Annotated in this window: 23 protein-coding genes; 19 read left to right on the top strand and 4 right to left on the bottom strand. The window is 54.1% G+C overall.

Annotation, left to right across the window (positions count from 1 at the left end; genetic code table 11):
- Window positions 1-12 precede the first annotated feature (12 nt).
- Window positions 13-192 carry a hypothetical protein gene (locus DXB44_RS14420; RefSeq protein WP_143405985.1) on the bottom strand — a complete coding sequence of 60 codons (180 nt, stop codon included), beginning with the start codon at window positions 190-192 and terminating at the stop codon, window positions 13-15.
- Window positions 193-241: 49 nt separating this feature from the next.
- On the opposite strand from DXB44_RS14420, the gene DXB44_RS07820 reads away from it, so the two are divergent.
- From DXB44_RS07820 to rsmA, 6 genes are all read left to right on the top strand, one after another.
- Window positions 242-1327 carry a helix-turn-helix domain-containing protein gene (locus DXB44_RS07820; RefSeq protein ID WP_055185345.1) on the top strand — a complete coding sequence of 362 codons (1086 nt, stop codon included), beginning with the start codon at window positions 242-244 and terminating at the stop codon, window positions 1325-1327.
- A gap of 141 nt (window positions 1328-1468) precedes the next feature.
- Window positions 1469-2233, top strand: a complete 765-nt coding sequence (ftsE, locus tag DXB44_RS07815; RefSeq protein ID WP_055185343.1) for a cell division ATP-binding protein FtsE — start codon at window positions 1469-1471, stop codon at window positions 2231-2233.
- Window positions 2230-3138 (top strand): permease-like cell division protein FtsX, encoded by a 909-nt coding sequence (locus DXB44_RS07810; protein WP_118658323.1) that lies wholly within the window; start codon window positions 2230-2232, stop codon window positions 3136-3138. Before ftsE ends, DXB44_RS07810 begins: the two co-directional genes overlap by 4 nt.
- 19 nt (window positions 3139-3157) lie before the next feature.
- Window positions 3158-4522, top strand: coding sequence for a M23 family metallopeptidase (locus DXB44_RS07805; protein WP_118658322.1), 1365 nt, complete (start codon window positions 3158-3160; stop codon window positions 4520-4522).
- A gap of 152 nt (window positions 4523-4674) precedes the next feature.
- Window positions 4675-6039: a S41 family peptidase gene (locus DXB44_RS07800; protein ID WP_118658321.1), complete on the top strand. Its 1365-nt coding sequence runs from the start codon at window positions 4675-4677 to the stop codon at window positions 6037-6039.
- Between the two features lie 80 nt (window positions 6040-6119).
- A complete protein-coding gene (rsmA, locus tag DXB44_RS07795) occupies window positions 6120-6971 on the top strand; it encodes a 16S rRNA (adenine(1518)-N(6)/adenine(1519)-N(6))-dimethyltransferase RsmA (protein ID WP_112121500.1) in 852 nt (283 codons plus the stop codon).
- Between the two features lie 138 nt (window positions 6972-7109).
- Here rsmA and DXB44_RS07790 read toward each other — a convergent pair whose 3' ends face one another.
- Complete coding sequence (locus DXB44_RS07790) at window positions 7110-7289, bottom strand: hypothetical protein (protein WP_118658320.1); 180 nt, start codon at window positions 7287-7289, stop codon at window positions 7110-7112.
- A gap of 331 nt (window positions 7290-7620) precedes the next feature.
- Between DXB44_RS07790 and DXB44_RS07785 the strand changes: the two genes are divergently transcribed.
- Window positions 7621-8646, top strand: a complete 1026-nt coding sequence (locus DXB44_RS07785) for a hypothetical protein (RefSeq protein WP_118658319.1) — start codon at window positions 7621-7623, stop codon at window positions 8644-8646.
- A gap of 165 nt (window positions 8647-8811) precedes the next feature.
- On the opposite strand, the gene spoIID is transcribed toward DXB44_RS07785, so the two are convergent.
- Window positions 8812-9828, bottom strand: a complete 1017-nt coding sequence (gene spoIID, locus DXB44_RS07780; protein ID WP_118658318.1) for a stage II sporulation protein D — start codon at window positions 9826-9828, stop codon at window positions 8812-8814.
- Between the two features lie 232 nt (window positions 9829-10060).
- Here spoIID and DXB44_RS07775 point away from each other — a divergent pair, with 232 nt between their 5' ends.
- The 12 genes from DXB44_RS07775 (at window position 10061) to DXB44_RS07720 (ending at window position 22256) form a co-directional block, all read left to right on the top strand.
- Entirely contained in the window at window positions 10061-11431 is a 1371-nt protein-coding gene (locus DXB44_RS07775; protein ID WP_005922275.1) for a citrate synthase, read from the top strand.
- Window positions 11431-12216, top strand: coding sequence for a hypothetical protein (locus DXB44_RS07770; RefSeq protein ID WP_118658317.1), 786 nt, complete (start codon window positions 11431-11433; stop codon window positions 12214-12216). Before DXB44_RS07775 ends, DXB44_RS07770 begins: the two co-directional genes overlap by 1 nt.
- Before the next feature lie 198 nt (window positions 12217-12414).
- Window positions 12415-13446, top strand: a complete 1032-nt coding sequence (gene gap, locus DXB44_RS07765) for a type I glyceraldehyde-3-phosphate dehydrogenase (RefSeq protein WP_117930128.1) — start codon at window positions 12415-12417, stop codon at window positions 13444-13446.
- A gap of 148 nt (window positions 13447-13594) precedes the next feature.
- Entirely contained in the window at window positions 13595-14506 is a 912-nt protein-coding gene (locus DXB44_RS07760) for a tyrosine-type recombinase/integrase (RefSeq protein WP_118658316.1), read from the top strand.
- A 1160-nt stretch (window positions 14507-15666) separates the two neighbouring features.
- On the top strand, window positions 15667-16872 hold the full coding sequence (locus tag DXB44_RS07755) for an AAA family ATPase (protein ID WP_118658315.1): 1206 nt from the start codon (window positions 15667-15669) through the stop codon (window positions 16870-16872).
- Between the two features lie 334 nt (window positions 16873-17206).
- On the top strand, window positions 17207-17566 hold the full coding sequence (locus DXB44_RS07750) for a hypothetical protein (RefSeq protein ID WP_118658314.1): 360 nt from the start codon (window positions 17207-17209) through the stop codon (window positions 17564-17566).
- 15 nt (window positions 17567-17581) lie between these two features.
- Window positions 17582-17875 (top strand): hypothetical protein, encoded by a 294-nt coding sequence (locus DXB44_RS07745; RefSeq protein ID WP_118658313.1) that lies wholly within the window; start codon window positions 17582-17584, stop codon window positions 17873-17875.
- Window positions 17876-17997: 122 nt separating this feature from the next.
- On the top strand, window positions 17998-18357 hold the full coding sequence (locus tag DXB44_RS07740) for a hypothetical protein (RefSeq protein WP_147366417.1): 360 nt from the start codon (window positions 17998-18000) through the stop codon (window positions 18355-18357).
- Between the two features lie 25 nt (window positions 18358-18382).
- A complete protein-coding gene (locus tag DXB44_RS07735) occupies window positions 18383-18961 on the top strand; it encodes a hypothetical protein (protein WP_118658311.1) in 579 nt (192 codons plus the stop codon).
- 18 nt (window positions 18962-18979) lie between these two features.
- Window positions 18980-19306 carry a hypothetical protein gene (locus DXB44_RS07730; RefSeq protein ID WP_118658310.1) on the top strand — a complete coding sequence of 109 codons (327 nt, stop codon included), beginning with the start codon at window positions 18980-18982 and terminating at the stop codon, window positions 19304-19306.
- 163 nt (window positions 19307-19469) lie between these two features.
- Window positions 19470-19742 (top strand): hypothetical protein, encoded by a 273-nt coding sequence (locus DXB44_RS07725; protein ID WP_147366415.1) that lies wholly within the window; start codon window positions 19470-19472, stop codon window positions 19740-19742.
- Window positions 19743-19943: 201 nt separating this feature from the next.
- Window positions 19944-22256 (top strand): DEAD/DEAH box helicase family protein, encoded by a 2313-nt coding sequence (locus DXB44_RS07720; RefSeq protein WP_118658308.1) that lies wholly within the window; start codon window positions 19944-19946, stop codon window positions 22254-22256.
- Window positions 22257-23633: 1377 nt separating this feature from the next.
- Here the strand turns inward: DXB44_RS07720 and DXB44_RS07715 are convergent.
- Complete coding sequence (locus tag DXB44_RS07715) at window positions 23634-23819, bottom strand: hypothetical protein (protein ID WP_117948202.1); 186 nt, start codon at window positions 23817-23819, stop codon at window positions 23634-23636.
- Window positions 23820-23842: the final 23 nt, after the last annotated feature.

Genomic DNA, 23842 nt, shown 5'->3' with positions numbered 1-23842 from the left:
TTCAAAAATGTATCACATTTTATCGGTAAAATAACGGTAAGAACCACGCAAAAAGGCGCTTTTTTGGCAAAAAATGGCCCCGAAAGATAATTTCAACAAGAAAGAATTATTTTTTTTGTTGAAATCTGTTGCAAAAGTAAATTCTTTTGTGTAAAATATAGATTGTAATGCGGCTAAATTGTTTAAAATCACAACCCATGCCGCCGCGGCTTGCACAAACGAGGAAAAGGGGTATCCATTTATGGCCAATAGAGTATTTCAAAGCGTGATCTACCAGATGAAGGACGCGATCAATCGGGTGGTCGGCGTTGTGGATGAGACCGGCGCTGTCATTTCCTGCTCGGAGCTGAACCTGATCGGCGAGGTGCGCGAGGGCTATATGGCCGAGCGCCTGAACGCAGGCGACCGCTTTGTGCGCGACGGCTATACTTACCAGCAGTTCTCCAACGCCAAGCATAACGATTATGCCGTGTTCGTGGAGGGTGCCGATGAGACTGCAGGGCAGTTTGCCGGTGTGCTGGCTATCAGCCTGCAGAGCATCAAGCAGTACCACGACGAAAAGTTCGACAAGTCCAACTTTATCAAGAACGTGGTGCTGGACAACATCCTGCCCGGCGATATCTACGCCAAGGCACGGGAGCTGCACTTTGCCACCGATGTTTCCCGTGTGGTATTCATCGTGCGGGTGATCAGCGGCGGCGATATCTCTGCCTACGATGTGGTCAGCAGCCTGTTCCCCGATAAGCAGAAGGACTTTGTGTTCAATATCAGCGAGACCGATACCGTGCTGGTCAAAGAGATCCGCAAGGGCATCGACCGCACCGATATGGAAAAGCTGGCTGCCAGCATCGTGGATACCCTCTCCGGCGAGCACTACATCAAGGCCGTGGTTGGCATTGGTACCCCCATTGCCAACGTGAAGGATCTGGCTACCTCCTTTAAGGAAGCCCAGATCGCCATGGAAGTGAGCAAGGTGTTCGATACCGAAAAGCAGATCATCCGCTACGATAACCTGGGCATTGCTCGTCTGATCTACCAGCTGCCCACCACCGTTTGCGAGATGTTCCTGCGCGAGGTGTTCAAGCAGGGCAGCATTGAAAGCCTGGATCAGGAGACCCTGTTCACCATCCAGCGCTTCTTCGAGAACAACCTGAATGTGTCCGAGACCAGCCGCGGCCTGTTTGTGCACCGCAATACGCTGGTGTATCGTCTGGAAAAGATCAAGAAACTGACCGGCCTGGATCTGCGTGAGTTCGACGACGCTATCGTCTTTAAGGTAGCGCTGATGGTAAAGAAGTACCTGTCCAACAACCCGGCCAAATACTGATATTCCGCTGTGCGGGTTTTGCCCCGCCGGCGCCGAACCGGCCGCTCGAAACCGATGCTGGCCGGTTCTTTTTGCAGTGTGGGCTGCGGACGGGTTGTCTTGACCGTCAAAAATCTTGATGTCAGGAGCTAATACGATTCCATGATCGATTTTGAACACGTTTCCAAAGAATATAAAAAGGGTGGCCGCCTTGCGCTGGAGGATATCAACTTCCATGTGGATGAAGGCGAGTTCGTCTTTCTGCTGGGTCACTCCGGCGCGGGCAAATCCACCCTGCTCAAGCTGATCCTGCGGGAGACTCTGCCTACCTCCGGTAAGGTGACCGTGCTGGGCAAGGACGTAGCCAAGCTGCGCCGCCACAAGATCCCTTATCTGCGCCGTCAGATGGGCATCATCTTTCAGGACTTCCGACTGATCCCCAGCATGACCGTGTACGAGAACGTGGCCTTTGCCATGCACGTCCTCAATGTGCCCCGCAAGGAGATCCGTCCCCGTGTGGAGTACATTCTGGAACTGGTGCATCTGGAGGATAAGGCCAAGTGCTACCCGGATACCCTTTCCGGCGGCGAGCAGCAGCGTGTGGCTGTGGCGCGTGCGCTGGTGCATAACCCCAAGCTGGTCATCGCGGACGAGCCCACCGGCAACATCGACCCGGAACTGAGCTTGGAAATGATGCAGTTGCTGGAGCGGGTGAGCAAAATGGGCATTACGGTGCTGGTGGTCACCCACGAGCACGAGCTGGTGCACCGTTTCCATCAGCGTGTGGTCACCCTGAGCCATGGGCGCATTGTCTCGGACGTGCCCGCAGACCCCGTGGCCGCCGCCGAGGACGATCTTTCGCTGGATGTTGCCGCCTTTGATGCGGACGATGCGTCCGCTGCCAAAAAGGAGGTGGCTGCCGTATGATGCGACCCTCTACTTTCTTTTTCCTTACCCGGCGCGGTGTGCGCAACTTGGGCAAGCACTGGGCTATGACCATTGCCTGTATCGCTTCTTTGAGTGTTTGTATGACCCTGAACATCTTTGCCAGCTTGGCCGAGGTGAATGTGGGCAGCATGGTGGCCTATCTGGGAAGCCAGAACGAGACAGTGGTCTATCTGGACCCCGAATGTGATGATGCCACCGCCGCGCAGGTAGGCGAGACCCTTTCGGCTATGCCGGGGGTCAGCGGGGTGCAGTACGTTTCCAAGCAGGACGTGCTCGACACCTACCGCGGTTATATGCAGGATTATTCCTCTCTGTGGGATGAATTTGAGACCGATAACCCCTTTAAGGCCAACTACCGGGTCACCCTGAGCGACCTGACCCAGATGGAGCGCATGAGCGTGAAGATGCAGGCCATCCCGGGCGTTGTCAGCGTTACTGCTCCGGTGGAGATGACCAATATCTTTGTGGAAATCCAGAAAGCCGTCACCAAGGGCGGACGCATGATCGTGCTGGTGCTGATGGTGGTCAGCATCATCACGGTGGGCAGCACCATCCGTCTGAGCGTTTTTGCCCGCCGCCGCGAGATCGAGATCATGAAGTATGTGGGTGCCACCAACCGCATGGTCACCCTGCCTTTCTTTGTGGAGGGCCTGACCATGGGCCTGATCTCCGGTATCCTGACCGCAGCGGTCAGCCTTGGCTGTTACACCTATGTGGTCAACGCTGCCGGTGGTCTGGGCGGCATCTGGCAGATGCTCATGGGCCGCGCACTGGTGCCGGTGGCAAACGTGCTGCCGACCATCGTGGTAACAAGCCTGCTCAGCGGCGCCATCGTAGGCGGCGTGGGCAGTACGTTCTCTATCCGCAAACATCTGAATGTGTGACCGAAAGGAGCCGCGTTTTATGAGTAAAGCGATGCACGCAAAGCCCTTCCGGCTCACAGGCCCTTATACCGCCCGGCACGCCCGGCCGGAAAGCCCCCGCAGCAAGCTGATCCGTGTGGTCAGCCTTGGGCTGGCCTGTGTCTGCCTGCTGCTGACAGCCACGGTGTACCCGGCCTCGGCAGCTACCAATAGCACCAGCATGGCCAGCTTGCAGACCAAGCTGGACAAGCTTTCCCAGTCTATCAATCAGCACAAAAAGGAACTTTCGGACGCCAAAAAGAAGGAGTCCGCCGCAAAGGCGCTGGAAAGCGAACTGAAAGAGCGGGTCACCGTTCTGCAGGATCAGATCAGTGTGCTCGGCGGCCAGATCGCTGCGGTGCAGAACAGCATTGGCGAGAAGGAACAGCAGATCGGTGTGATGCAGACCCAGATCACGGACAAGCAGACCCAGATCGAGGAAAAGCAGAACGAGATCGACGGTCAGTGGGATGATTTCAAAAAGCACATGGCTGCCATGCAGGAGCTGCGGGACGGCGGCAGTGTGGCCATGCTCAGCGCGGTGAACGACCTGTACGAGCTGCTTACCTTCAACGAGGTGATGCAGGATATCTCCATCAAGGATACCGAGATCATGAACAACATGAAGTCCGCCAAGCAGGAGCTGGAGGACGATAAAGCCGCACTGGAAGAGCAGAAGGCTGGTCTGGAAGCCGAAAAGGCAGAGCTGCAAAGCCAGAAGAGTGAGTTGGACAGCCAGAACGCCCAGATGAAGGGCAAGCAGAGCGAGCTGAACAACAGCATCTCTGCTGCAAAACTTTCCGCTGCCGAGGCACAGGCGGCGCAGCAGAAGGCACAGGCAGCCATTGAATCCGACGAGATGAACTACGAGGCCGTGAAAAAGGAGATCCAGAAGCTGATCGCCGCGGCCTCTGCCAGCAAGCCGCAGCTGAGCTTTAGCGGCTTTGCCTGCCCGCTGAAGAGTTATAGCCGCATTTCCAGCGAGTACGGTTGGCGCAAGAACCCGGTCTCCGGCGTGAACAAGCTCCATGCCGGTATCGACTTTGCGGCAGCCGGCGGCACGCCTATCTACGCAGCTGCCAGCGGCTATGTGCAGGTAGCAGGCTGGTCCACCGGCGGCTATGGTAACTACGTTATCATCTACCACGGCAAAATGTCCGATGGCAATACCTATTCCACCCTGTACGCGCACATGCGCTCGGTGGCTACCAGTGCAGGCAAGTATGTGAAGCAGGGCGAACTGATCGGTTATGTGGGCACCACCGGCAATTCCACTGGCAACCACCTGCATCTGGAGGTGTGGAAGGGCGGCTCCAAGGCCAACGCCGTGAACCCCCGCAGCTACATCCCCATTCCCCACAACTAATAAGCAACGCAAGGAGTCTGGTTGATCTATGAACGAACAAAAACGCAAGCGCGTGCTGCGCATCGGCTGTCTGGTTCTGGCAGGGGTGTTTGTACTCTCGCTGCTGGGCAGCATCCTTATGATGCTGCTGCTCTGACCGGAGGAAACAAACCATGAACCGTAAAATTTCTTTGGGTATGGCGGTCACTATCGTGATCCTTGCCATGACCGTGACCTTTTCCATCACGATGCTCATCGCTATGCGTCTGTTCGACAGCACGGTCAACAGCGTAAAAGAAAAGGAAAGTATGTACAACAAGATCGCTGAGGTGGACCGCTACGTCCGCAGCAACGATTACTATACCATCGACGAAACTACCCTGTACGACCGCCTGACCGCCGGTTATCTGCTGGGCACGGGCGACAAGTACGCCCGCTACTACACCGCTAACGCCTACACTGAACTGATGAACATCCAGAGCGGCAAGATTTTAGGCATCGGCGTGGAGCTTGGCATCGACCAGACTGGCTACGCCAAGGTGACCCGTGTTTACGACGGCTCTCCCGCACAGGAAGCAGGCATCGCCGTGGGCGACTACATTACCACCGTAGGCGATACCGATGTCAAGAGCCTGTCCAGTGCAGATGCCGTGTACAAAGCCCTGCAGGGCGAGGCCGGCACTACCGTTACCGTGACATGGCTGGACAGCACTGCCGCCAGTAAAACGGCTGAGCTGACTCATTCCGGCTACACCAGCACCACCGTGGATTACCAGCTGCTGGACAATGTGGGCTATATCTGCATCCGTCAGTTCGACGGCACTACGCCCAGCGAGCTGGACTACGCCCTGCGCACCCTGACCGCAAACGGCGCGGCCAGTCTGGTGTTTGACCTGCGGGACAACGGCGGCGGCATTCTGGAAGATGCTGTCAACTGCATTGACCTGATCGCCCCGGAGGGCACTGTGGCCTACGCCGAGGATAAAAATGGCAACCGCACCGTCATCGGCAGCAGCGATGCCGAAAGTGCCGTCAGCCTGCCGATGGTCTGTCTGGTCAACGGCAACACCGCCAGCGCAGCCGAGCTGTTCGCAGCCACCCTGCGCAACATGAACGGAGCCCGTCTGGTGGGTACCACCACCATGGGCAAGGGCACGATTCAAAGCAGCCCGCAGCGTCTGTCGGACGGCAGCGCCGTGGTCATCACGGTGGCAAAGCTGGTCTGCGGCGACGGCAGCTGCTTTGACGGCACCGGCCTGACGGTGGATGTGGAGCGCGCTTTGAGCACAGAGGAAGCGACGAACTTCTACGACTACACCCCCCAGACCGACCCGCAGGTACAGCGCGCTGTCAGCGCTGCCCAGCAGCTGAGCGGCACCACTACGCTGGCGGGCGCAAGCTCTGCCGCAGCAGCGGACAGTGCTGCTTCCTCTGCCGCAGCAGACGATACCGCCCCCGCAGAAGCTGCGGAGGGAGAGCCCGCCGAGGGTGAGACTGCTGCGTCTGAGCTGGAAACAGCTGCAAACGCAGCGGAGTGAACCCCACGATCCTGAACCATAAACACCAAAAAGGCTGCTGCGTTCTGCAACAGCCTTTTTCTGAGAAAGGAAATGACCCTATGCCGGAACTGACCGACCTTTCTGTGATCCGTGCCCTGTGCGAAAAATACGATTTTGCACTTTCTAAGGGCTTTGGGCAGAACTTTATCATCAACCCGGGCATCCCCACCAAGATCGTGGATGCCAGCGGGGTAGACAAGCGCTACGGTGTCATCGAGATCGGCCCCGGCATCGGTGTGCTGACCAAGGAGCTGGCTAAACGCGCCGCCAAGGTGGTGTCCATCGAGGTGGACGAGCGACTGCCGCCCCTGTTGGCCGAGACCATGGCCGGGGTGGATAACTTCAAGCTGGTGCTGCAAGACGTACTGAAGGTGGATCTGAAAGCCCTCATTGCCGAGGAGTTCCCGGGGATGCCGGTGGCAGTGTGCGCAAACCTGCCCTACTACATCACCAGCCCCATCGTGATGAAGCTGCTGGGCGACCGCCTGCCCATTGAGAGCCTGACCGTCATGGTGCAGAAGGAAGCCGCCGACCGTCTGGCCGCCGTGCCTGGCACCCGCGCTTCCAGCGCCATCAGCTGCGCGGTGAACTACTACGCCACCTCCAAGCTGATGTTCACTGCTGCACCGGGCAGCTTTTACCCCGCCCCCAAGGTGACCAGCGCTGTGGTGCGCATGGACATCCGTCCCACCCCCGCCGTGCAGGTGGAGGACGAGGCAGGCTACTTTGCGCTGGTGCGCGCCGCCTTTGGGCAGCGCCGCAAGACTGCTGCCAATGCCATTGCAGGCGGGCTGAACCTGCCCAAGGAAAAGGTCATTGCCGCCATCGAGGCCGCAGGCTTTGATGCGCGAATCCGCCCGGAAGCCCTGACGCTGGAGGACTTTGCCAAGATCCAGCAGGCACTGGGCTGAACAAAAGCAGTATGGTCGGCGGGCAGTGGCTCACTGAAAAAAGATTGAAAAAAACCCGGAATCTTATCGTAGCCGCAAGGGCTCACAAAAAGATTCCGGGTTTCTGTTTTAATAGTTATGCGGCAGCATTCGCCTTACTCAGAAGGGGAAGATGGTGCCGTCCTCCTTCACGGTGCAGGCGTTCAGGGTGACCTTACCGTGAATGTCTGCACCGTCTGCAAGGGTGTTGACGTTTGCTGCGGAGGAGGTGCCGAAGGCCTTGAACTGCCAGCCGTTTGCAGAGGCGCTGTCCTCTGCTGTCCAAACTGCGGCAGACAACGACGGACTGACTGCGGCATTGCCAAGAAGGGTATTATTTTGTGAAATGCCGGGACGGATGTGCAGGCGTACCGGACTTTTTTGTGTCCTCGCGCGTCGGGCAAAAAAGAAATTTCTTTTCATAGTTCTGCGGTGGGTAGAACGAAACTTTGTCAAATGCGTGAAATATCGCAGAAAAAATTGTGAAAAACAACCAACGGATATCCCCTAAACGTGTTGATATTGAGAAAAAAGACGAAGGATTGTTTACAAAAGAATTACAGGCTGGTATACTTTGTAACGGTAGATCCCTATGAGATCCGCAAAGAAACAAGAAAGGAAATACCGAACCGTGAATACCACCGCACCGCACGCCTTGAAAAAACGATTGCTGACCCTGATACTGAGCTTTGCTTTTCTGCTTACCTGTCTGCCCGCTGCATTGGCAGTGGACCTGAACGTGGACGCAGGCTTCTACTTCAAGCAGAGCCGGGGCGGCACCTGTACGCTGGCCTCCGCAGCCATGATGCTGCGCCGACGTGCTTACTTTGACGGGTTGAGCGACTGGACGAACGTGACCGAGAACAGTGTGCGCTCCACAGCATGGGCCAACGGCCTTGCACACAGCTTTACATATAAGGAGATGCAGGTGGGCTACGCCACCCTGCCCTCCGGTCTGCAAAGCAAAACGGCGGTGCTGATCTCCCTGCTGGAGCAGCACCCGGAGGGCATCGTCCTCTACGACCGCACCCAGCCCCATGCGGTGCTGCTGACCGACTACACCAACGGTATTTTCTATTGCTCCGACCCGGCGGGGAACATCGGCTACGGCCGCATCCCCATTACCAGCTCCAGTGTGTCCATTGCAAGAGCATCCTGCTACTGGTACGTCACCGCAGATCACAACAGTGTGGCTGCACAGGCTGATGGGCTGCGGCTGGAGGGTGTGCGCTACCCGGTGAATATCCGCACCGGCAGCGGCATGGCATTGACCGGTACGGCCAACAGCGCCAGCGGCACCACTCTGACCAGCGTGCAGGTGGCTGTTCTGGACGCGGCGGACCAGACCGTGCAGAGCGCTGAGGCGCAGGTGAACGCTGCTGCCTTCTCGCTGAACACGCTGGACAGCCAGATCCGCTTTGGCGAACTGCCGGAGGGCAGCTACACCTACATGGTGCTGATGACCGACTCTACGGGTGAGAGCCTGTGCTTTGCCTCAGACTTCACGGTGTCCGGCAGCGCAAGCAGCACCCAGACCTACTGGTCGGTCAAGGATGCTGGGGGCACCAAGTTGCAGCAGACGGTCAAGCAGATGGAGACCACGGTAGAGACCGCCGCCGAGACCACTGTAAGCTGGTTTGCACAGCTGTTCGGCTGATAAAAGAATATAAATTTGGAGCCGCTGCACAAGGCAATGTGCAGCGGCTCCATTTGCGTAATTGCGTGATTTAGGACTTTTCTGCAAAAAAGTAGTTCAGAGCCGCCCGCAGGCGGTTCTGAACTACAAAATTTAAAATAATTTTTCCGCTTTGTTCTGCCGCTATTACTCCCGCAGCTCTGTGCCGGGGTAGTAGTGCGCCAGAATGGTGCGGTAGTCTGCGCCCTGCTCTGCCAGCGCCTTTGCACCCCACTGGCTCATGCCTACGCCGTGGCCGTAGCCCCTTGTGGTAAAGGAGAAGGTTCCACTCTGGCAGACCACCGTAAAGCAGGCGCTGCGCAGCCCCAGTGCCTTGCGCAGGGCGGTACCCTGCACCGTCTGCCCGCAGACCGGCAGGGTGTCCACATAGCCGGAGGGAGTGAGCACCGGCGTACCGAACCACTGCGCCTGTTGCGAAAGGTCGGCGGCGATGCCCAGCCGTTCGGCCAGCAGCTGCTGTAATTGGGCTGCGGAAAGGTTCAGGGTGTATTCATAGTTGTCGGCGGCGGTGTCGGTGCTGCTGTCTACCGGCACAAGATAGGGCAGGGGAGTGCCCCAGACGTTCTCGCTGGCCTCGGTGCGGCCGTTGGACATGGCAAAGTAGCTTGTCCCGGCGGGGGCGTCCCCATAATATAGCACTTGCGTCTGTACCGCATCCACCAATGCGGAAAGCCGGGCGTAGTTGGCGGCGTAGGCAGTACCCCAGTAGCTGTGCAGCACCGCATCGGTCAGGCAGCCTTGCCGCCGGGTGGGGTCTGCGGTGAACCATGCGCCGTTTTCCTCGGTGCTGTGATCCCGGCGGTAAAGGGCGTAACTGTGCGCGGCCACTGCCTGTGCTTTCAGTGCCTCGTCCGGCCAGCTGACCGGCATCTCGGCGGCAACGGCTCCAATCAGGTACTCTCGCAGCGGCAGCGTTACCGCCTGTCCGGTGCTCTGATCCATAAAGCAGACGGTAGCGGTCATGTCAGCAGGGGAGGGAGCTTCTTGCTCGCTGCTTCCCTCCGAGGCGGCAGAGGCCGCTTCGGCTGCGGACGGAGCGGCACTCTGCGCAAGAGCCATGCAGGCAAGACGGTAGGCGGCACACGGCAGGGCGCAGCCCAGCACCAGCAGAACGGCGCACAGCAGCAAAAAGGAACGTTTCATACTAGACCTCCTCCCGGGATGCAAGCTTCAGAAGCATCATACGCCCGGCAGCGTGCAAACCGGCGGGAAATGCGCAGAGAAAAACCTGCATTTTTGCGCTTTACGGTGAGAAGTGCGCACTTAGCGCTTGAATTTACTGCACAAAAGCGATATTATAAAAGTATGTCCATCAGAGCGTAGGATGGACGGAATCGGAAAGTATAAGAAGTAAGAGACGGAAAGGAGCACTCCTATGAACTTTGCACACGCAGAAGTGGCAACGCTGGACCCGACGACCATGCGTACCCTGTGCGAGGAGTACATCGCAAACAACTACATTGACCCGGAGACCAGCGAGCGGCTGGGGGTCAAGCGCGGCCTGCGCAACCCGGATGGCACCGGCGTGCTGGCCGGCCTGACCAACGTCTGTGACGTTGTGGGCTACAAAAAGGATCAGGAAGGCCATGTGATCCCCACCCCCGGCAAGCTGATCTACCGGGGCGTCAACATCAACGAGATCGTGGACGAGGCTTACCGCAACGACCGCTTCGTGTTTGAGGAAGTGATCTGGCTGCTGCTGTTCGGCAGCCTGCCCACCCGGGAGCAGCTGGATGATTTCTGCGAGATCCTGGCAGAGTCCCGCGCCCTGCCGGACGGCTTCATGGACACCATGAACGCTCCCTCGCCCAATATCATGAACAAGTTGCAGCGCTGCGTGCTGGGCCTGTACTCCTACGACGACCGCGCCGAGGATCTGAGCCTTGAGAACATCCTGAACCAGAGCATCAACCTGATCGCCAGTATGCCCACCATGATGGTGAATGCTTACCAGATGAAGCGCCGCTACTACGATAAACAGAGCATGTTCTTCCACCTGCCCAAGCCCGGTCAGAGCACGGCAGAGCACATCCTCAGCACCTACCGCCCGGATCAGAAGTTCACCCACGAGGAGGCAAAGCTGCTGGATATGTGCCTGCTGGTGCACGCAGACCACGGCGGCGGCAACTGCTCCACCTTTACCACCCGCGTGCTGTCCTCCTCCGGTACGGACACCTACTCGGCCATCTCTGCGGCCATCGGTGCTCTGAAGGGCCCCAAGCACGGCGGCGCGAACCTGATGGTCAACCGCCAGCTGCAGGATATCCTCAAGCACGTCGAGAACCCGGAGGATGACGATGAGGTGCGCGAGTATCTGCGCCGCATCCTGCGCAAGCAGGCGGGCGACGGCTCTGGCCTGATCTACGGCATGGGTCATGCGGTGTACACCATCAGCGACCCCCGTGAGGTCATCCTGAAGCAGCGCGCAAAGCATCTGGCCTACGAAAAGGGCTTTGAGGAAGAGTACAATATGCTGTGCAGCATCGAGCGGCTGGCACCCGGCATCTTTGCCGAGGAGAAGGGCAGCTCCAAGCCGGTGTGCGCCAATGTGGACCTGTTCAGCGGCCTGATCTACAATATGCTGGGCATCTCAGAGGATCTGTACACCCCGCTGTTCGCCATCGCTCGTGTGCCGGGCTGGTGCGCACACCGGGTAGAAGAGGTGATCTTTGCCAATCGGATCATCCGCCCGGCCTACAAGTATCTGGGCGTGCGCCAGAAGTATAAGCCCATCGAGGAGCGTTAATGGAACCGTTAGAGTTAGTTATTGTCCTACTCTGCGTACTGCTTGGCCTTGGCCGCGGCGCAGACCTTGCCTTTGCTACGGACGCTGCCACCGGTCTGTGTACCGCAGGTGCGGTGTGGTGGCGGTATCTTGCCTTGGGCGCTGTGGTGCTGGCCGCAGTGCTGGCCGGGCGCAGCCGCTCGCTGCCCCCGGAGCCGCTGCGCAGCCGCCGCCCGGCGGCAGGCGTGCTGGCCTTTGCGGGGGCAGTGTGTATGTTGGCTGCCGGTGCAGCACAGTTTATGTTCGCTGCCGGTACAGTAAGCACCTTTGTACGCATTCTGCTGGAGGTGATCTGTGCCGTGTGGCTGAGCAACCTCGGACGCAGCTGGCTGCGCCGGGACGGCTGGAAAACGCCCGCCGGAGGTCTGCCGGTGGCCATAGCGGGCAGTGCACTGTTTTACTGGAACGTGCTGATGCGCTTTATGGAGAACAGCTCCAGCTGGCACAGGGTACAGCCTACGGCAGCGGTCTGGCAGGAGATGGCGGCGCTGCTGCTTCTGGCGGCGCTGGCGCGCACGCTGTACCTGCCCCAGCCGGAAAACGGCCGCACCCTGCACGCAGCGGCGCTTGCAGCCTTCTGCCTGTGCCTGTGCTGGGAACTGCCCCGGGTGCTTCTGCTGTTGGCGGCGGGTCTTGGCAGCGGTGCTGCGGCGGTGCTGCCGGAACTGCTTTCCGGTCTCGCGCTGTGCTGCATCGGCGGTATGGGACTTGCCTGTACTGGGCAGGGAAAAACTGGAAACGACTGACAAAAATGGCTGCGCGCCCTTGGTGTAATTGAACAAAAGCTTTGTGGCAGGGTGCATAAAATCATACAAAAGCAAAAAAAGATAAAATTGTGTTGTTAATTTTTTAGCAGACACTTGAAAGTTTGCCGGTTTTGGTCTACAATAAAGATACCGTGATTTATCCGATTATGGGTAAAATAATTAGGAGGTACTATTACAATGGCTGTTAGAGTTGCTATCAATGGTTTCGGTCGTATTGGCCGTCTGGCTTTCCGTCAGATGTTTGATGCTGAGGGTTACGAGGTCGTCGCAATCAACGACCTGACCAGCCCCAAGATGCTGGCTCACCTGCTGAAGTACGATACTGCTCAGGGCTCTTTCTGCGGCAAGATCGGCGAGGGCAAGCACACTGTCGAGTCCACCGAGGATTCCATCATCGTCGACGGCAAGGAGATCAAGATCTACGCTGTTAAGGACGCAAAGGATGCTCCTTGGGGCGAGCTGAACGTTGACGTCGTTTTGGAGTGCACCGGCTTCTACACCAGCAAGGAGAAGAGCATGGCTCACATCCAGGCTGGCGCAAAGAAGGTCGTTATCTCTGCTCCCGCAGGCAACGATCTGAAGACCATCGTCTACTCCGTCAACGAGAAGACCCTGACCGCTGAGGATCAGGTCATCTCTGCTGCTTCCTGCACCACCAACTGCCTGGCTCCCATGGCCAACACCCTGAACAAGACCTTCCCCATCGTTTCCGGTATCATGACCACCGTTCATGCTTACACCGGCGACCAGATGATTCTGGATGGTCCTCAGCGCAAGGGCGACCTGCGCCGTGCTCGTGCTGGCGCACAGAACATCGTCCCCAACACCACCGGTGCTGCTAAGGCCATCGGTCTGGTTATCCCTGAGCTGAACGGCAAGCTGATCGGCTCTGCTCAGCGTGTGCCTGTTCCCACCGGCTCCACCACCATTCTGGTTGCTGTCGTCAAGGGCAAGGATGTCACCAAGGAAGCTATCAACGCTGCTATGAAGGCTGCTGCTTCTGAGTCCTTCGGCTACAACGAGGATCAGATCGTTTCTTCCGATGTTATCGGCATGCGTTACGGCTCTCTGTTCGACGCTACCCAGACCATGGTCGCTAAGATCGACGACGACACCTATCAGGTTCAGGTCGTGTCTTGGTACGACAACGAGAACTCCTACACCTCTCAGATGGTTCGTACCATTAAGTACTTCGCCGAGAACTGCTAATTGCGCAGCTGCGTTAAAAATTGAATGATTTGTCGACCGGAGTTTGTCTTGCTCAACTACGAACAAGCTTGATCTGGTACGATAAGCTCATCTAGCAATTTTTCACCCTTTCTTTTGTGGTTCGCCATGAAGGAAAGGGTGTTTTTTTATGTGTTTGAAAGATCTCCGCGATGAATTTATCTACGACTGTGAATGCCGCCATCTGGCTAAAGGCTCTCTGCGCAATTATAAGGCTGCGACCCGTTTTTTGCTGGAATATCTGGAGCTGAAACAGATCACCGAGCTGGAAGACGTCCGTCCCCGCCACATCCGGGACCTGATGAAGGAGAAACAGGACGCGGGCAGCACGTCCCGCTATATCAACGACCTGCTCAAGGTGTGGCGCACATGGTTCAACTATCTGGTCAATGAGGGCTATCTGGAGGAGCGGGACAATCCGGCCAAAAAGGTAAAGTGTCTCCGCCAGCCCCGGACGATCATCGATACATTTACAGTGGCTGAGATGAAGCGGATGATCCAGTTCTACGACGGCAAGGATTTTCTGGAGGTACGGAATAAGACCATCATTATGCTGCTGTTCGATACCGGGATGCGCTGCAACGAAATGATCCTGATGGAGCCGGAGGACATCAAGCAAGACTATATTCTGGTCAAGCACGGCAAGGGCAGCAAGGAACGGGTCGTGCCAAAATCGCCCGCACTCTCCAAGCAGCTCGTCAAGTACTGCACGCTCCGGGATGGCTACCTGAAGGAGCACCCTACCCGCTATAAGAATCTCTTTCCCAGCAAAAACGGCAAGCCCATGACCGATGAAGCCGTGGCACGGATATTGAAACACGCCGCAAAAGAGGTGGGGGTCTCGTCCTCGGTGCGGGTCAGCCCTCATACCTGCCGCCATACCTTCGCACAGATGCAGCTAAAGAACGGTCTGGATCTGTACAGTGTCTCCCGCCTGATGGGGCACGTCAATATCATGATCACCCAGCGCTACCTGTTGGGCATCAAGGATAAGGACATCGTGGATCGCGGTACCCAGACCAGCCCCCTGATGAACCTGTAAAAACTGAATCGTACACTTCAAGAGTGGCTCCGCCTGGTGGTGGGGCTGCTCTTTTGTTTTAATTCTGTTGATTCAATTGTAAAAGAAGAACAATGAAAAGTACGAGATGCAACTGATTTGAAAAAACGACGTATACACGATGAAAAATCGGGTGCGAAAAGAAGAGCTGAACTGAGTCTATATCTAATTATAAATAGGAAAAACGTGGCTGGAAAAATAATGTGAAAAATAGACGATAATTCGATGAAATCTCTTGCATTAAAGAAAAGTTAAGGAATGCCTATATATTATAATAAGGTATTTATATATTTATAATAAGGTGAGTTGAATGACTTTGAGAATTAACGAAAGAAAATAAAACGATACAACGAATAAAAAATGGCCATTAAAATTTAGTGATTTTTTGCTGATTTGAAATTCATGAATTCTAATACAAAAAGCAACATTATGGAATCAACAGAATGGATTCAAATGATTGAGAAAAGTACAGGAATGGAAATCGAGAATGCTGACAACAGTGGCACACGGAAACCGGGTTGGGTGCAAGGGTGGAGTTGATTCCGATAAGTCTACATAACAAGTATGTTGATATGCTGCTGTGCAGGATACGAAAGCAGAACGGAACGATAAAGAGATATGACTAGTATTCTGATATGCTTATGGCGCGGGCGGCAGAGGTGATACTGGTCGACGAAGTGACATAACTGGTATCTTGATGTGTTGGTTGTACGTGCAACAGAAGGGGTGGAGAATGCTTGACATTTCTTACAACCTGTGGTATGGCACTTGTATTGCTGCAAACTGGTCTTAGAGCCTCAGCAACAGCTTTTTAATACAGTAGTAATGATTTTACTGCAAAATCCGAAAAACGCGTTAGAGATGCCTTGCAGCGCGTGTGGTGAAACTTTTTTTGGAAAACCACTGGACAAGCGATCGGAAGTGTGTTATGCTTATGCACCCGAGGAGGAGAGAGCGGCCGGGAATGCCCCGGACGTGCTCGACATCCCGACGAGCGCGCCCCACGTGCGGGGGCGGTGACCGAGGCGACTCGGGAGCTGCCCTTGAACGGCGGAGCAGGCGACTACCCTGTGAAAGCGGGGTGGAGCACCTTGAAAACTGAACATCGTCAAAAATTTATTTGGAAAAGGAGGAATGTGAACATGGAAAAAAATGACATTTTCAATACGAATCTGCTGCAGTTGCCCATGAAGGCACAGGTGGCTGACGAGGGGGTGGTACAGGATATCGCGCCCGTTGCAGCGCCCGCAGACCTCGCCGGGGGAGTAGCGGAGCTTGAGCTGGATGCTTTGAACCAGAGAGGCGTTGTTCTTCAGCGGTTGAGCGATGTGACGCCCAAAAATCATGAAATGTTGGCATCCGGACGTCTGCAGTGCGGCGAAATTACGCTGCTTTGCGGTGACGGCGGTGTAGGCAAGGGGCAGTTCGTGGCGCAGATCGCGAGATCCCTGACCATGGGCGAGGCCACGGGGGTTTTTCCACAGGCACCCAACCGCACGGGCAACGTTGTGATCCTTGCAGGCGAGGACCCCATCGATGCTGTGCTGTGCCCGCGTATGGCTGCTGCTGGTGCTGATCTGGGCAAGGTTGTGGTGATCGATTCTGATGTATACTACAAAAAGAAGGGGAAAATGCCCTATCTCGGCGACCCGGATCTGGTGAACTGGATCATTGCGGCGAATCCGCTGGTGCTGGTTATTGACCCGCTTCAGGCATTTTTGCCAAATTCTGCTAATATGAACAACCGCCAACAGATGCGGAAGGTGCTTCAGGACCTGCGCATGCTGGCACAGCAACAGGGGTTTGCCATCCTGCTGGTGACGCATACCAACAAAAATCCATCCGCGTTTGGGCGCAAGCGCCTGAATGGATCGGGTGAACTATGGGACACCGCCCGCAGCGTGCTGATTATGGGGCATACGAGGGATGGCAGCAAAAGCTACGTCTCCCACGAAAAAAGCAGCTATGGTGTGCCGGCGGATACGATCCTTTTTACCACTGAGACGGTAGAGGTCAGGGGGATCAAGACGGTAAGGCTGAAGTTTGACTCGACTTCGGATTGGAAGGACGAGGATTTTTGTCGGGAGAAGCCAGACAATAAAGGGCGGAAGTATGCAGAAGTTCAGAGAGAGATCCTGCGTACGTTGAATGCCGCCCCGGGGAACCGTATGGTCAGCAAGGAGCTTCAGCGGCTGGTTCTAGAAAAAACTGGATGCAGTGAAAGCACCTATAACCATGCGCGCAGCGCATTGAGTAACGAAGATCTCATCAAAAACGTCCGGCAAAGTGTACCAGAGGTCGGAGTCTGCGGCGTTACAGCCCTGACATGGAGCGCGGCAGTGGCGTAACGGCTGCAGAGGGTGTATAATTGCAATTTTGCAATGTTGGCGAAAAATGTCGATGAAAGGCGAAAAAGCACAATTTCTGCTTTTGCAATGTTGAGCCCTGCTTTGCAAGGCTGAGGTCGCCATAACAGGGGCAAAAAGGAGAAAGTGGCATGCAGTGCAGTAGACCGCTGAAAATCCCATAGCGCTGGTAGGGTGAAAGATCTGACCTACTTTAGCACTGTTGGGAGCAGACAGCAAGACCGTTCTAAAAAACACGATTCAATTCAAAGGGGGGACCATATGTCGTATGAAACATAGAGCCCGGGCTGCACCCTGCCAACAAGGGATACTGTACATGGACTCTGGCGAAATAAACAAAAAATATGATTCAGGAGTGTTGAAATTGCTAAAAATTTGGAAGAATTATTATCTGGACGCGAGCAGCGTGTATTATGCGTTGAAAAAGGCGCATACGAAGGCCGATGGCGGGGTGGAGTACGATATTTGCACCTATCATGCAAGGCTGGAGGAGGCACTGGCAGAAGCTGTAAGACGCACAATTCGTGAGGGAGTCGCCAGCGGGGAGCTGAAGGAATGGGAGCAGGTGCGTGCCGAGCTCCAGCGGTTGGAGAGCGAGGCGCGGGGGCTGCTGCAGTCCATCTGTCCGGCGGACAAGGCTTTGACCTCAACTCTGAAGAACAACAAATGTGCATGAAAAAGGAAAACTGATATGATCGAACTTTACTTCAATGATGCAAATCTTCTGCCCGAGAACCGTGAAGAGGAGCAGTATGCCGAGGCGACACTCAACAACATTTTGGCTGGAAAAACGGCTGACACGGAGATGTGCATCCTGCCCTGCTTTTACGATGCTCCGCTGCACAAGGGGCTGCTGTACCATCTGAACGACGGCACAACGCTGCGGATCAGACCTATCCTGAATGAGGCGGGAGAACCGGAGCTGCTCATCAGATGCGTTACGGAGGAGACCGTTGAGGAGATAATGGAGGGGGTGAAGCCGTGAACAGAAGACAAGCAGCGGTATCCTGACACTGCAGTACGAGCAAAAGGTTTGACTATGCTAACCACAAATGCAAAAGAAGCCTGCAAAAAAATTACATGTGCGCGCATCGCGCAGGAGGTATAATGATGAATTACAATCACGAAGATGCAGTAACAATCCGGACGAATGGCCGTAAGAATGACGCATCGGCGCTATGTGCGTTGAGGGATGTGCTGGAAGGGAAGGCTTTGATTTATGGTACCTGCACAGACACACCCCACGACAATCTGAATCCCTGCGAAGGAATTACGTTGAAGCTGGCCGATGCGCCGGATTGGGAGTGTGACATGGTAATCACCTTCTTGCCGTACCTCAGCGATGATGGGCGGGCGTTACTGAAAATCGACTGCCATTCTGTGCCCTATCGGAATGATGCGGACGAAAAAATTGTCCCCACGGCATATGACTGGAGGAATGATCCGGGCATTGATACACTTTTTTAATCAACCAAACAGGAGGGATACGACTATGATCGATATTTATATGAACGGTGCAGAGGTCCATGCCGAAACACCTGAAGAAGAGCGGGAAACATCGCTTATTCTGAACGCAGCGCTGTCCGGGAAAACGACCCCGGCGGGCGGATGCATCTGCCCGGATCAAAGGGATTCCACGGTCGGTAAAGGCATTACGATGCGTTTTTGCGATGGTACGGATATGACCATTACGCCTACCTCAGATGCAGAAGGCAACCCTGAACTGGAGATCTGCTGCAGCATGGAGGCTGTCGTTCAGGAGGCGGCAGAGGAGCCGACCTACTATTATGAGGTGCGGCTTGAACCAAAGCCTGTACTGCGAAGCTATATCGCTGCCGCCTATGAGCTCTGCAATGAACTGACCGATAGTGAGCTTGTGCAGATGGGGCACGACCGGAATACGGGACGCATTCGTCTGTTGCAGGCGTTGGAAACGGTGGATGCACTGGCCGATTACAGCGAAGAGGCGGCGACGGAAGAGTTCGGAAACTATATGGATGTGAATTTCCCCAATGTGACGTTCAAGCCGGAGTTTGTGAATCCCCGGGCGGCACGATGGTGTGGAATGTAAAGGACAAGGAGGAAGATTATGACGGATAACAAGACCTGCAGCGTGGACATTTTGAGTGTATCGCTGGGCGAAGAAGGATATTTGATCATCCCACGGCAGACGCGTGAGCTGTGTGAGCCGCTGGTTAAGGCTGCAGACGCGCTGGAGAGGGCGCTGGAGGACCTTCCGGTTGATAAGGCGGACAAGAATAGGATCGCGCGGTTGTCGGCAGAACTGATGGCCCAAGCAGAGCAATATGCGGTAGAGCTGGGGATTCAGGCATACTTGGAGTTTACCAGAACGCTGACCCCAGAGATGAGCGTTGAGCTTGAAGGGCACAAGAATAATGAGGTGCCAGAGACATGATCCACGACAAACAAAAAACGCCTGGCACATGCAAGGCGCTTGACAATAAAAAAGCTGCGGTAAAGGTGGGTACCGGCAGTGAACAGCGCGCCTAAGCAAATGAGCAGGCTGAGAAATGGGCAGAACGTCCAGAGGCAGTGTCATGCTAAAAAAGGAGATTAAAATGAGCTTTTTAGAAGATGTATTTCAGACCGCTGACGAGATCAAGCAGAATGAAGAGAAGTTCAAAAGTGCTGTGGGGGCAAGCTTTCATCAGCTGGATGTGCTTGTTCGACCGTATTTGGGTGAAGCACAGAACGCGATCTTATCTGAAATTCTGGAAGGGCTGGTTGCGCCTATTGCCGAGAGTTCCTTTGAAATTGGCTACAGCAGCGCCATGCAGACGTTTGCAGAAGCGGCGGTAGCACTCGAGGCAGGGTCCCATGGGCAACAGTAAAACAAAAACCGCCTTACCTGTTGGCGCAGGCAAAGCGGTGATAGAGACGGGAATATCTGTGTGTGCGTTCCCGCCCCTATAATAGCACAGAACAAAGCGTTTGACCAGAGCTTTTTTCTGGCAGGCGCTGACAAACCGGCGCATGGTCTGGCAAGATGGCTGGGCTGTGCGCCTTATATTATTATAGGAGAAATATCATATATGAGTGATAAAAAGACACATTGGCCATTTGGTGGCTTTTTTCTGAAGCTGTCCGGTGAAAAGAACGGGACACATGAATATGAGGACTACCTGAAGGAACGTGAGGGAGAAGAGCAGCTACCCGATGAGGAGCTGGAATTCCATTGCTCCAAGGACCCTAAAAAAATGACAATGCAGGAGTCGCAAGAAGAGATAGGTAAGTTCCTGCGCTGGAACAAGATGACGCCGGAGGCACAGAAGGCAGCCACGTGCGACACAGAGCAAGCCGCCGGGGATATGCCCTGCGCCATAGAGCCGGAGAGTGCGCCAGACACCCCACAGGGCGCTGTATTGGATGAGGCGGTGGATGCTCCGTCGGGCGTGGATAGTGTGCCGGGTGATGTATCGGGGGATGCGCCAGAGAGCGCTGCAGACACGGTGCTAGACAACGTCCCAGACGCTACAGAAGGATATGTGCCAGATGCGATAGGAGCCCTGAAAGCACCGGAGAAGGAGGCTGTGAACGCGACTGCACAAGGGGTAATAGCACCGGAGACAACTACAGCGGAGACGCTTATGCAACAAGGGGCAGAGCCCACCAGACAGGCAGCAGAGCCGGAAGCAGAGGCTGAGGGGATATCCAGTCTCCAGACGCCAAAGCAGCCCATCGAGCTGCAGGAGAAGGGCTGTACTGGACAGGAGGCAGAGGAAGTGCCAGAGGTAGAAGTGGTGCCCGCAGAAGTAATCGTGCCATTGGTACAGATAGGAGGGAACGCCCCGGCGGAGAAGGAGCGGTGGGCGTATGCCTCGGAATTGATCGGTGATGCGTTCCAGCATTGGGAAAATGGAAGAGTCCTTCTGGATATGGGAACTGGACGTGGCAAGAACGAATTTATCATTAAGAAGCTGGTGAGCTGGCGCGTTGATGAGATGCTGAAAAAAACGACCATAGGCCGGGTTCTATGCCTCTGCCCGCTAAATACCCTTCACGCCGAGATGCTCCAACGCAGAACGGAAGCCGCTATTGCCGAGGTCGATGGTGAGCCAATGGAAATAGCAATGACTAATGATGCGTTCTACGAGAACATGCTAGAGGTCCGGACCTATCAGAATATTGAGACGAAATACAGGAATGATCCGGCGTCGCTGAAAAAGTATCTGACGGGGTTCAAGTACATCGTTGCGGATGAATGCCACTATTTTACAGATTTTTCCTCTTATGGAATGAATACCTATTTGTCGCTGGAAGTGCTGCAAAAGGCTGAAGTTGACCATGTGGTTATCTATATGAGCGCAACGGGCGAGGAGACCTATAAGCTGCTGGAGGAGACCTCAAAGACTCCCGAAGACCGCATCTACAAACTGCCGCAAGATTACCAGCATATCAAGCAGAAATATTTCTATTCGAGAGAAAATCTGGTCATGATGCTAAAAAGTCTCCCGGAAGACGAAAAGGCCGTTATATTTGTATCATCCGGCGGAGATCTGCTCAAAATGAAGGAGATATTTGGCAATACAGCTGCCTATTACTGCTCCGAGAATAACCCGAAATACGGCAAAATGTTTAATAAGCTGACGGAATGTGTCAAGGACAGAGAGCTCCAAAAAAGATATTTATTCACCACAAAGGCGTTTGGTATAGGCACCGAGATCAAAGACCGTACAGTAAAACACCTGTATATCGACCAATGGAAGCCGACGGACATCATTCAGTCAACAGGTCGAAAGCGCCCACTTGATGTCGACGATACCTGCACGGTCTATTTTCGTGATTATGATGCGGACTGGTATTATGGTGACCTGAAGAAATTTAAGGCCATCGTGATAGAAGAGCTGAGGCCTGCAGTGGCATATCTTGCGGGGGCGGAGGCATTTGAAGTGTTCCGAAACAGTGGAACGCCCGATAGTATCAACAACAAAATAAGAAAGTGCAAGATCATGGAGTTCGATGACGCAAAGGGCGAATACCGCGTGAATCCGCTTGGTGTCCGGCAATTGAAGCGAGAATTGGAGCTGCTTAACGAAATGCTCGAAACGTCATATAAGCAGGTCTTTGCAAAGTATGCGCCGGTGTTAGCAGAGGGAACGGTGCCGTATTGCTTTGATTCGGTGGTGGACTGGATAAACGCACACTTGAATCAGCCGATGTTGAAGGAAGAAATGTACGAAAGTATCATGGCGTTGAAGGTGTTCAAAGAGTATAAAGGACGTCCGATGGGGCAAGACGCATTAAATCGTAAACTTCAAATCTATGGTGTCAAGATTATTACAGTTCGAGAATTTAAGAGAAATGAGAGTCGCAATAAAACATTATGGAAATTGATTCGGATCTGATATGATTTTGGCGCAAAAACTGTACTCGCTCTATATAGAATAGGTACAAAAAATGAGCCAAATTCAGACAACAGAATAGAGAACAAGAGAAAATAACAGACTTATGATATATTTATAATTTGAGATTCGTGAATACTTTGATATCGAGCGTGCGAGATATTAAAGTGTTTACGAAAAAAGAAAGAAGATGAGGGGGTGGGAGAAGAGGGAAACCCACCATTGATTTGATCATAGTGAAATATCTCAGATAATTGATAAAAGCATCTGCCCGGTGTGATTCTGTTTTGATATGATGCCATTAAAAAGTATATCTTAAGAAGAATGTATCGTATTACCGTATAATATAAGAATGCCTGCACTGTGGACACCGTTTGATGACTGAATTTTGCGCTGTCAAAAATGGACCATTCAAGACAATGCCTATACAACATCGAACAAATCGTTCAGCATTCAGAAGCTCACCCGTCAAGCTGAGGGTCGATGAACTGTTATCAAAATGATTACGGTTGGAAAAGCTCAGTAGTCAAAGTGACTGTCGAGATCCATATTCTATCGATGATACAATCAATGAACATTATCCAAATCGGTAAAAGTTCAATAGCGTTCAGATAAAGGCGGTAGGTGGTCGCAGTAGCCCTCGATTTGAGGGGTGCACAAAATTCCGCATAGTACATGACGGCTTTCTATGATGCTACGCAAGTTACGATGGATAATTTTACGGTATTTCGCTTTTTGCGATTAACTGTACCATCAACACCCGTCATTTTGTCCCTAGTTGAAATTGAATCAGGATGCAAAAACGCCCCACTGCTCGACATAGAGTAGCGGGGTGTTGCTATTGAAAGACACTTATTTCAGAATAGAGAGATCGTCATAGCGGGTGACACCATTATAGAGAAGCTCGAGCATGGTCACGGCAGAAGGGCGATCGTTCAGAGGATAGCCAGCCAGCTCCTGAACGCGCTCGGGGCAGAGATCCCATGCGACCTTGGATGCCCGGCGGCGTGAATCGGCAGGGGATAGGAGCGCGACAGCAGGGAGCTTGGCTATGATATATACAGTCTAAAAAGGCATTGGCATTGGGATATGGGCGGCGGCAGATTTCCATGACACCATCGTCTGAATTCCAGAGGGGGTTTCAATTTGAAATCCCCTTGAGAGCGAATCAAGGCGTGCGACCTCAAACAGCTACACACAAAACTGTGCACAAGTTCCATATCGGCTTAAAAGTCGCAAATCCGCCGGGATATCTACTGTCTGATATTAAACGCCGCTCTTTAAGTTCACTTCTTGACCGAATACCGCGTAAAAAAGAGCCCTGCTACTCGTGTCTGAGCGGCAGAGCCCTGTTGCTGTTATAGGAAATGATGGTTGGTGTCAGCGTTCAATGATCTCAGTGGTAACTTTCGTTTGACCCTTGCCAAAAAGTCCGGCATAGCCAAAATCAGCCAAATCCTTGAGCTCCTGTGCTTTTTCTCGTGTTTCACGGTAATCTTCACGAAGCAGAGTATCTCCATTTTCATCATGGAATACCGTTTTGACAACGAATTTATTTTCAGCCATAAGCTTACCTCCTGCTGCTGATA

This window comes from Faecalibacterium sp. OM04-11BH (genome assembly GCF_003482185.1).
Lineage (GTDB): Bacteria > Bacillota > Clostridia > Oscillospirales > Ruminococcaceae > Faecalibacterium > Faecalibacterium tardum.
Note: the sequence above shows the minus strand (reverse complement) of the source record. Positions and strands in the feature narration are given on the sequence as shown.

Coding starts and splice junctions, on each gene's coding strand:
- DXB44_RS07820 (WP_055185345.1), top strand. CDS start 242: ATGGCCAATAGAGTATTTCAAAGCGTGATCTACCAGATGAAGGACGCG.
- ftsE (WP_055185343.1), top strand. CDS start 1,469: ATGATCGATTTTGAACACGTTTCCAAAGAATATAAAAAGGGTGGCCGC.
- DXB44_RS07810 (WP_118658323.1), top strand. CDS start 2,230: ATGATGCGACCCTCTACTTTCTTTTTCCTTACCCGGCGCGGTGTGCGC.
- DXB44_RS07805 (WP_118658322.1), top strand. CDS start 3,158: ATGAGTAAAGCGATGCACGCAAAGCCCTTCCGGCTCACAGGCCCTTAT.
- DXB44_RS07800 (WP_118658321.1), top strand. CDS start 4,675: ATGAACCGTAAAATTTCTTTGGGTATGGCGGTCACTATCGTGATCCTT.
- rsmA (WP_112121500.1), top strand. CDS start 6,120: ATGCCGGAACTGACCGACCTTTCTGTGATCCGTGCCCTGTGCGAAAAA.
- spoIID (WP_118658318.1), bottom strand. CDS start 9,828: ATGAAACGTTCCTTTTTGCTGCTGTGCGCCGTTCTGCTGGTGCTGGGC.
- DXB44_RS07775 (WP_005922275.1), top strand. CDS start 10,061: ATGAACTTTGCACACGCAGAAGTGGCAACGCTGGACCCGACGACCATG.
- DXB44_RS07770 (WP_118658317.1), top strand. CDS start 11,431: ATGGAACCGTTAGAGTTAGTTATTGTCCTACTCTGCGTACTGCTTGGC.
- gap (WP_117930128.1), top strand. CDS start 12,415: ATGGCTGTTAGAGTTGCTATCAATGGTTTCGGTCGTATTGGCCGTCTG.
- DXB44_RS07760 (WP_118658316.1), top strand. CDS start 13,595: ATGTGTTTGAAAGATCTCCGCGATGAATTTATCTACGACTGTGAATGC.
- DXB44_RS07755 (WP_118658315.1), top strand. CDS start 15,667: ATGGAAAAAAATGACATTTTCAATACGAATCTGCTGCAGTTGCCCATG.
- DXB44_RS07750 (WP_118658314.1), top strand. CDS start 17,207: ATGGACTCTGGCGAAATAAACAAAAAATATGATTCAGGAGTGTTGAAA.
- DXB44_RS07745 (WP_118658313.1), top strand. CDS start 17,582: ATGATCGAACTTTACTTCAATGATGCAAATCTTCTGCCCGAGAACCGT.
- DXB44_RS07740 (WP_147366417.1), top strand. CDS start 17,998: ATGATGAATTACAATCACGAAGATGCAGTAACAATCCGGACGAATGGC.
- DXB44_RS07735 (WP_118658311.1), top strand. CDS start 18,383: ATGATCGATATTTATATGAACGGTGCAGAGGTCCATGCCGAAACACCT.
- DXB44_RS07730 (WP_118658310.1), top strand. CDS start 18,980: ATGACGGATAACAAGACCTGCAGCGTGGACATTTTGAGTGTATCGCTG.
- DXB44_RS07725 (WP_147366415.1), top strand. CDS start 19,470: ATGAGCTTTTTAGAAGATGTATTTCAGACCGCTGACGAGATCAAGCAG.
- DXB44_RS07720 (WP_118658308.1), top strand. CDS start 19,944: ATGAGTGATAAAAAGACACATTGGCCATTTGGTGGCTTTTTTCTGAAG.
- DXB44_RS07715 (WP_117948202.1), bottom strand. CDS start 23,819: ATGGCTGAAAATAAATTCGTTGTCAAAACGGTATTCCATGATGAAAAT.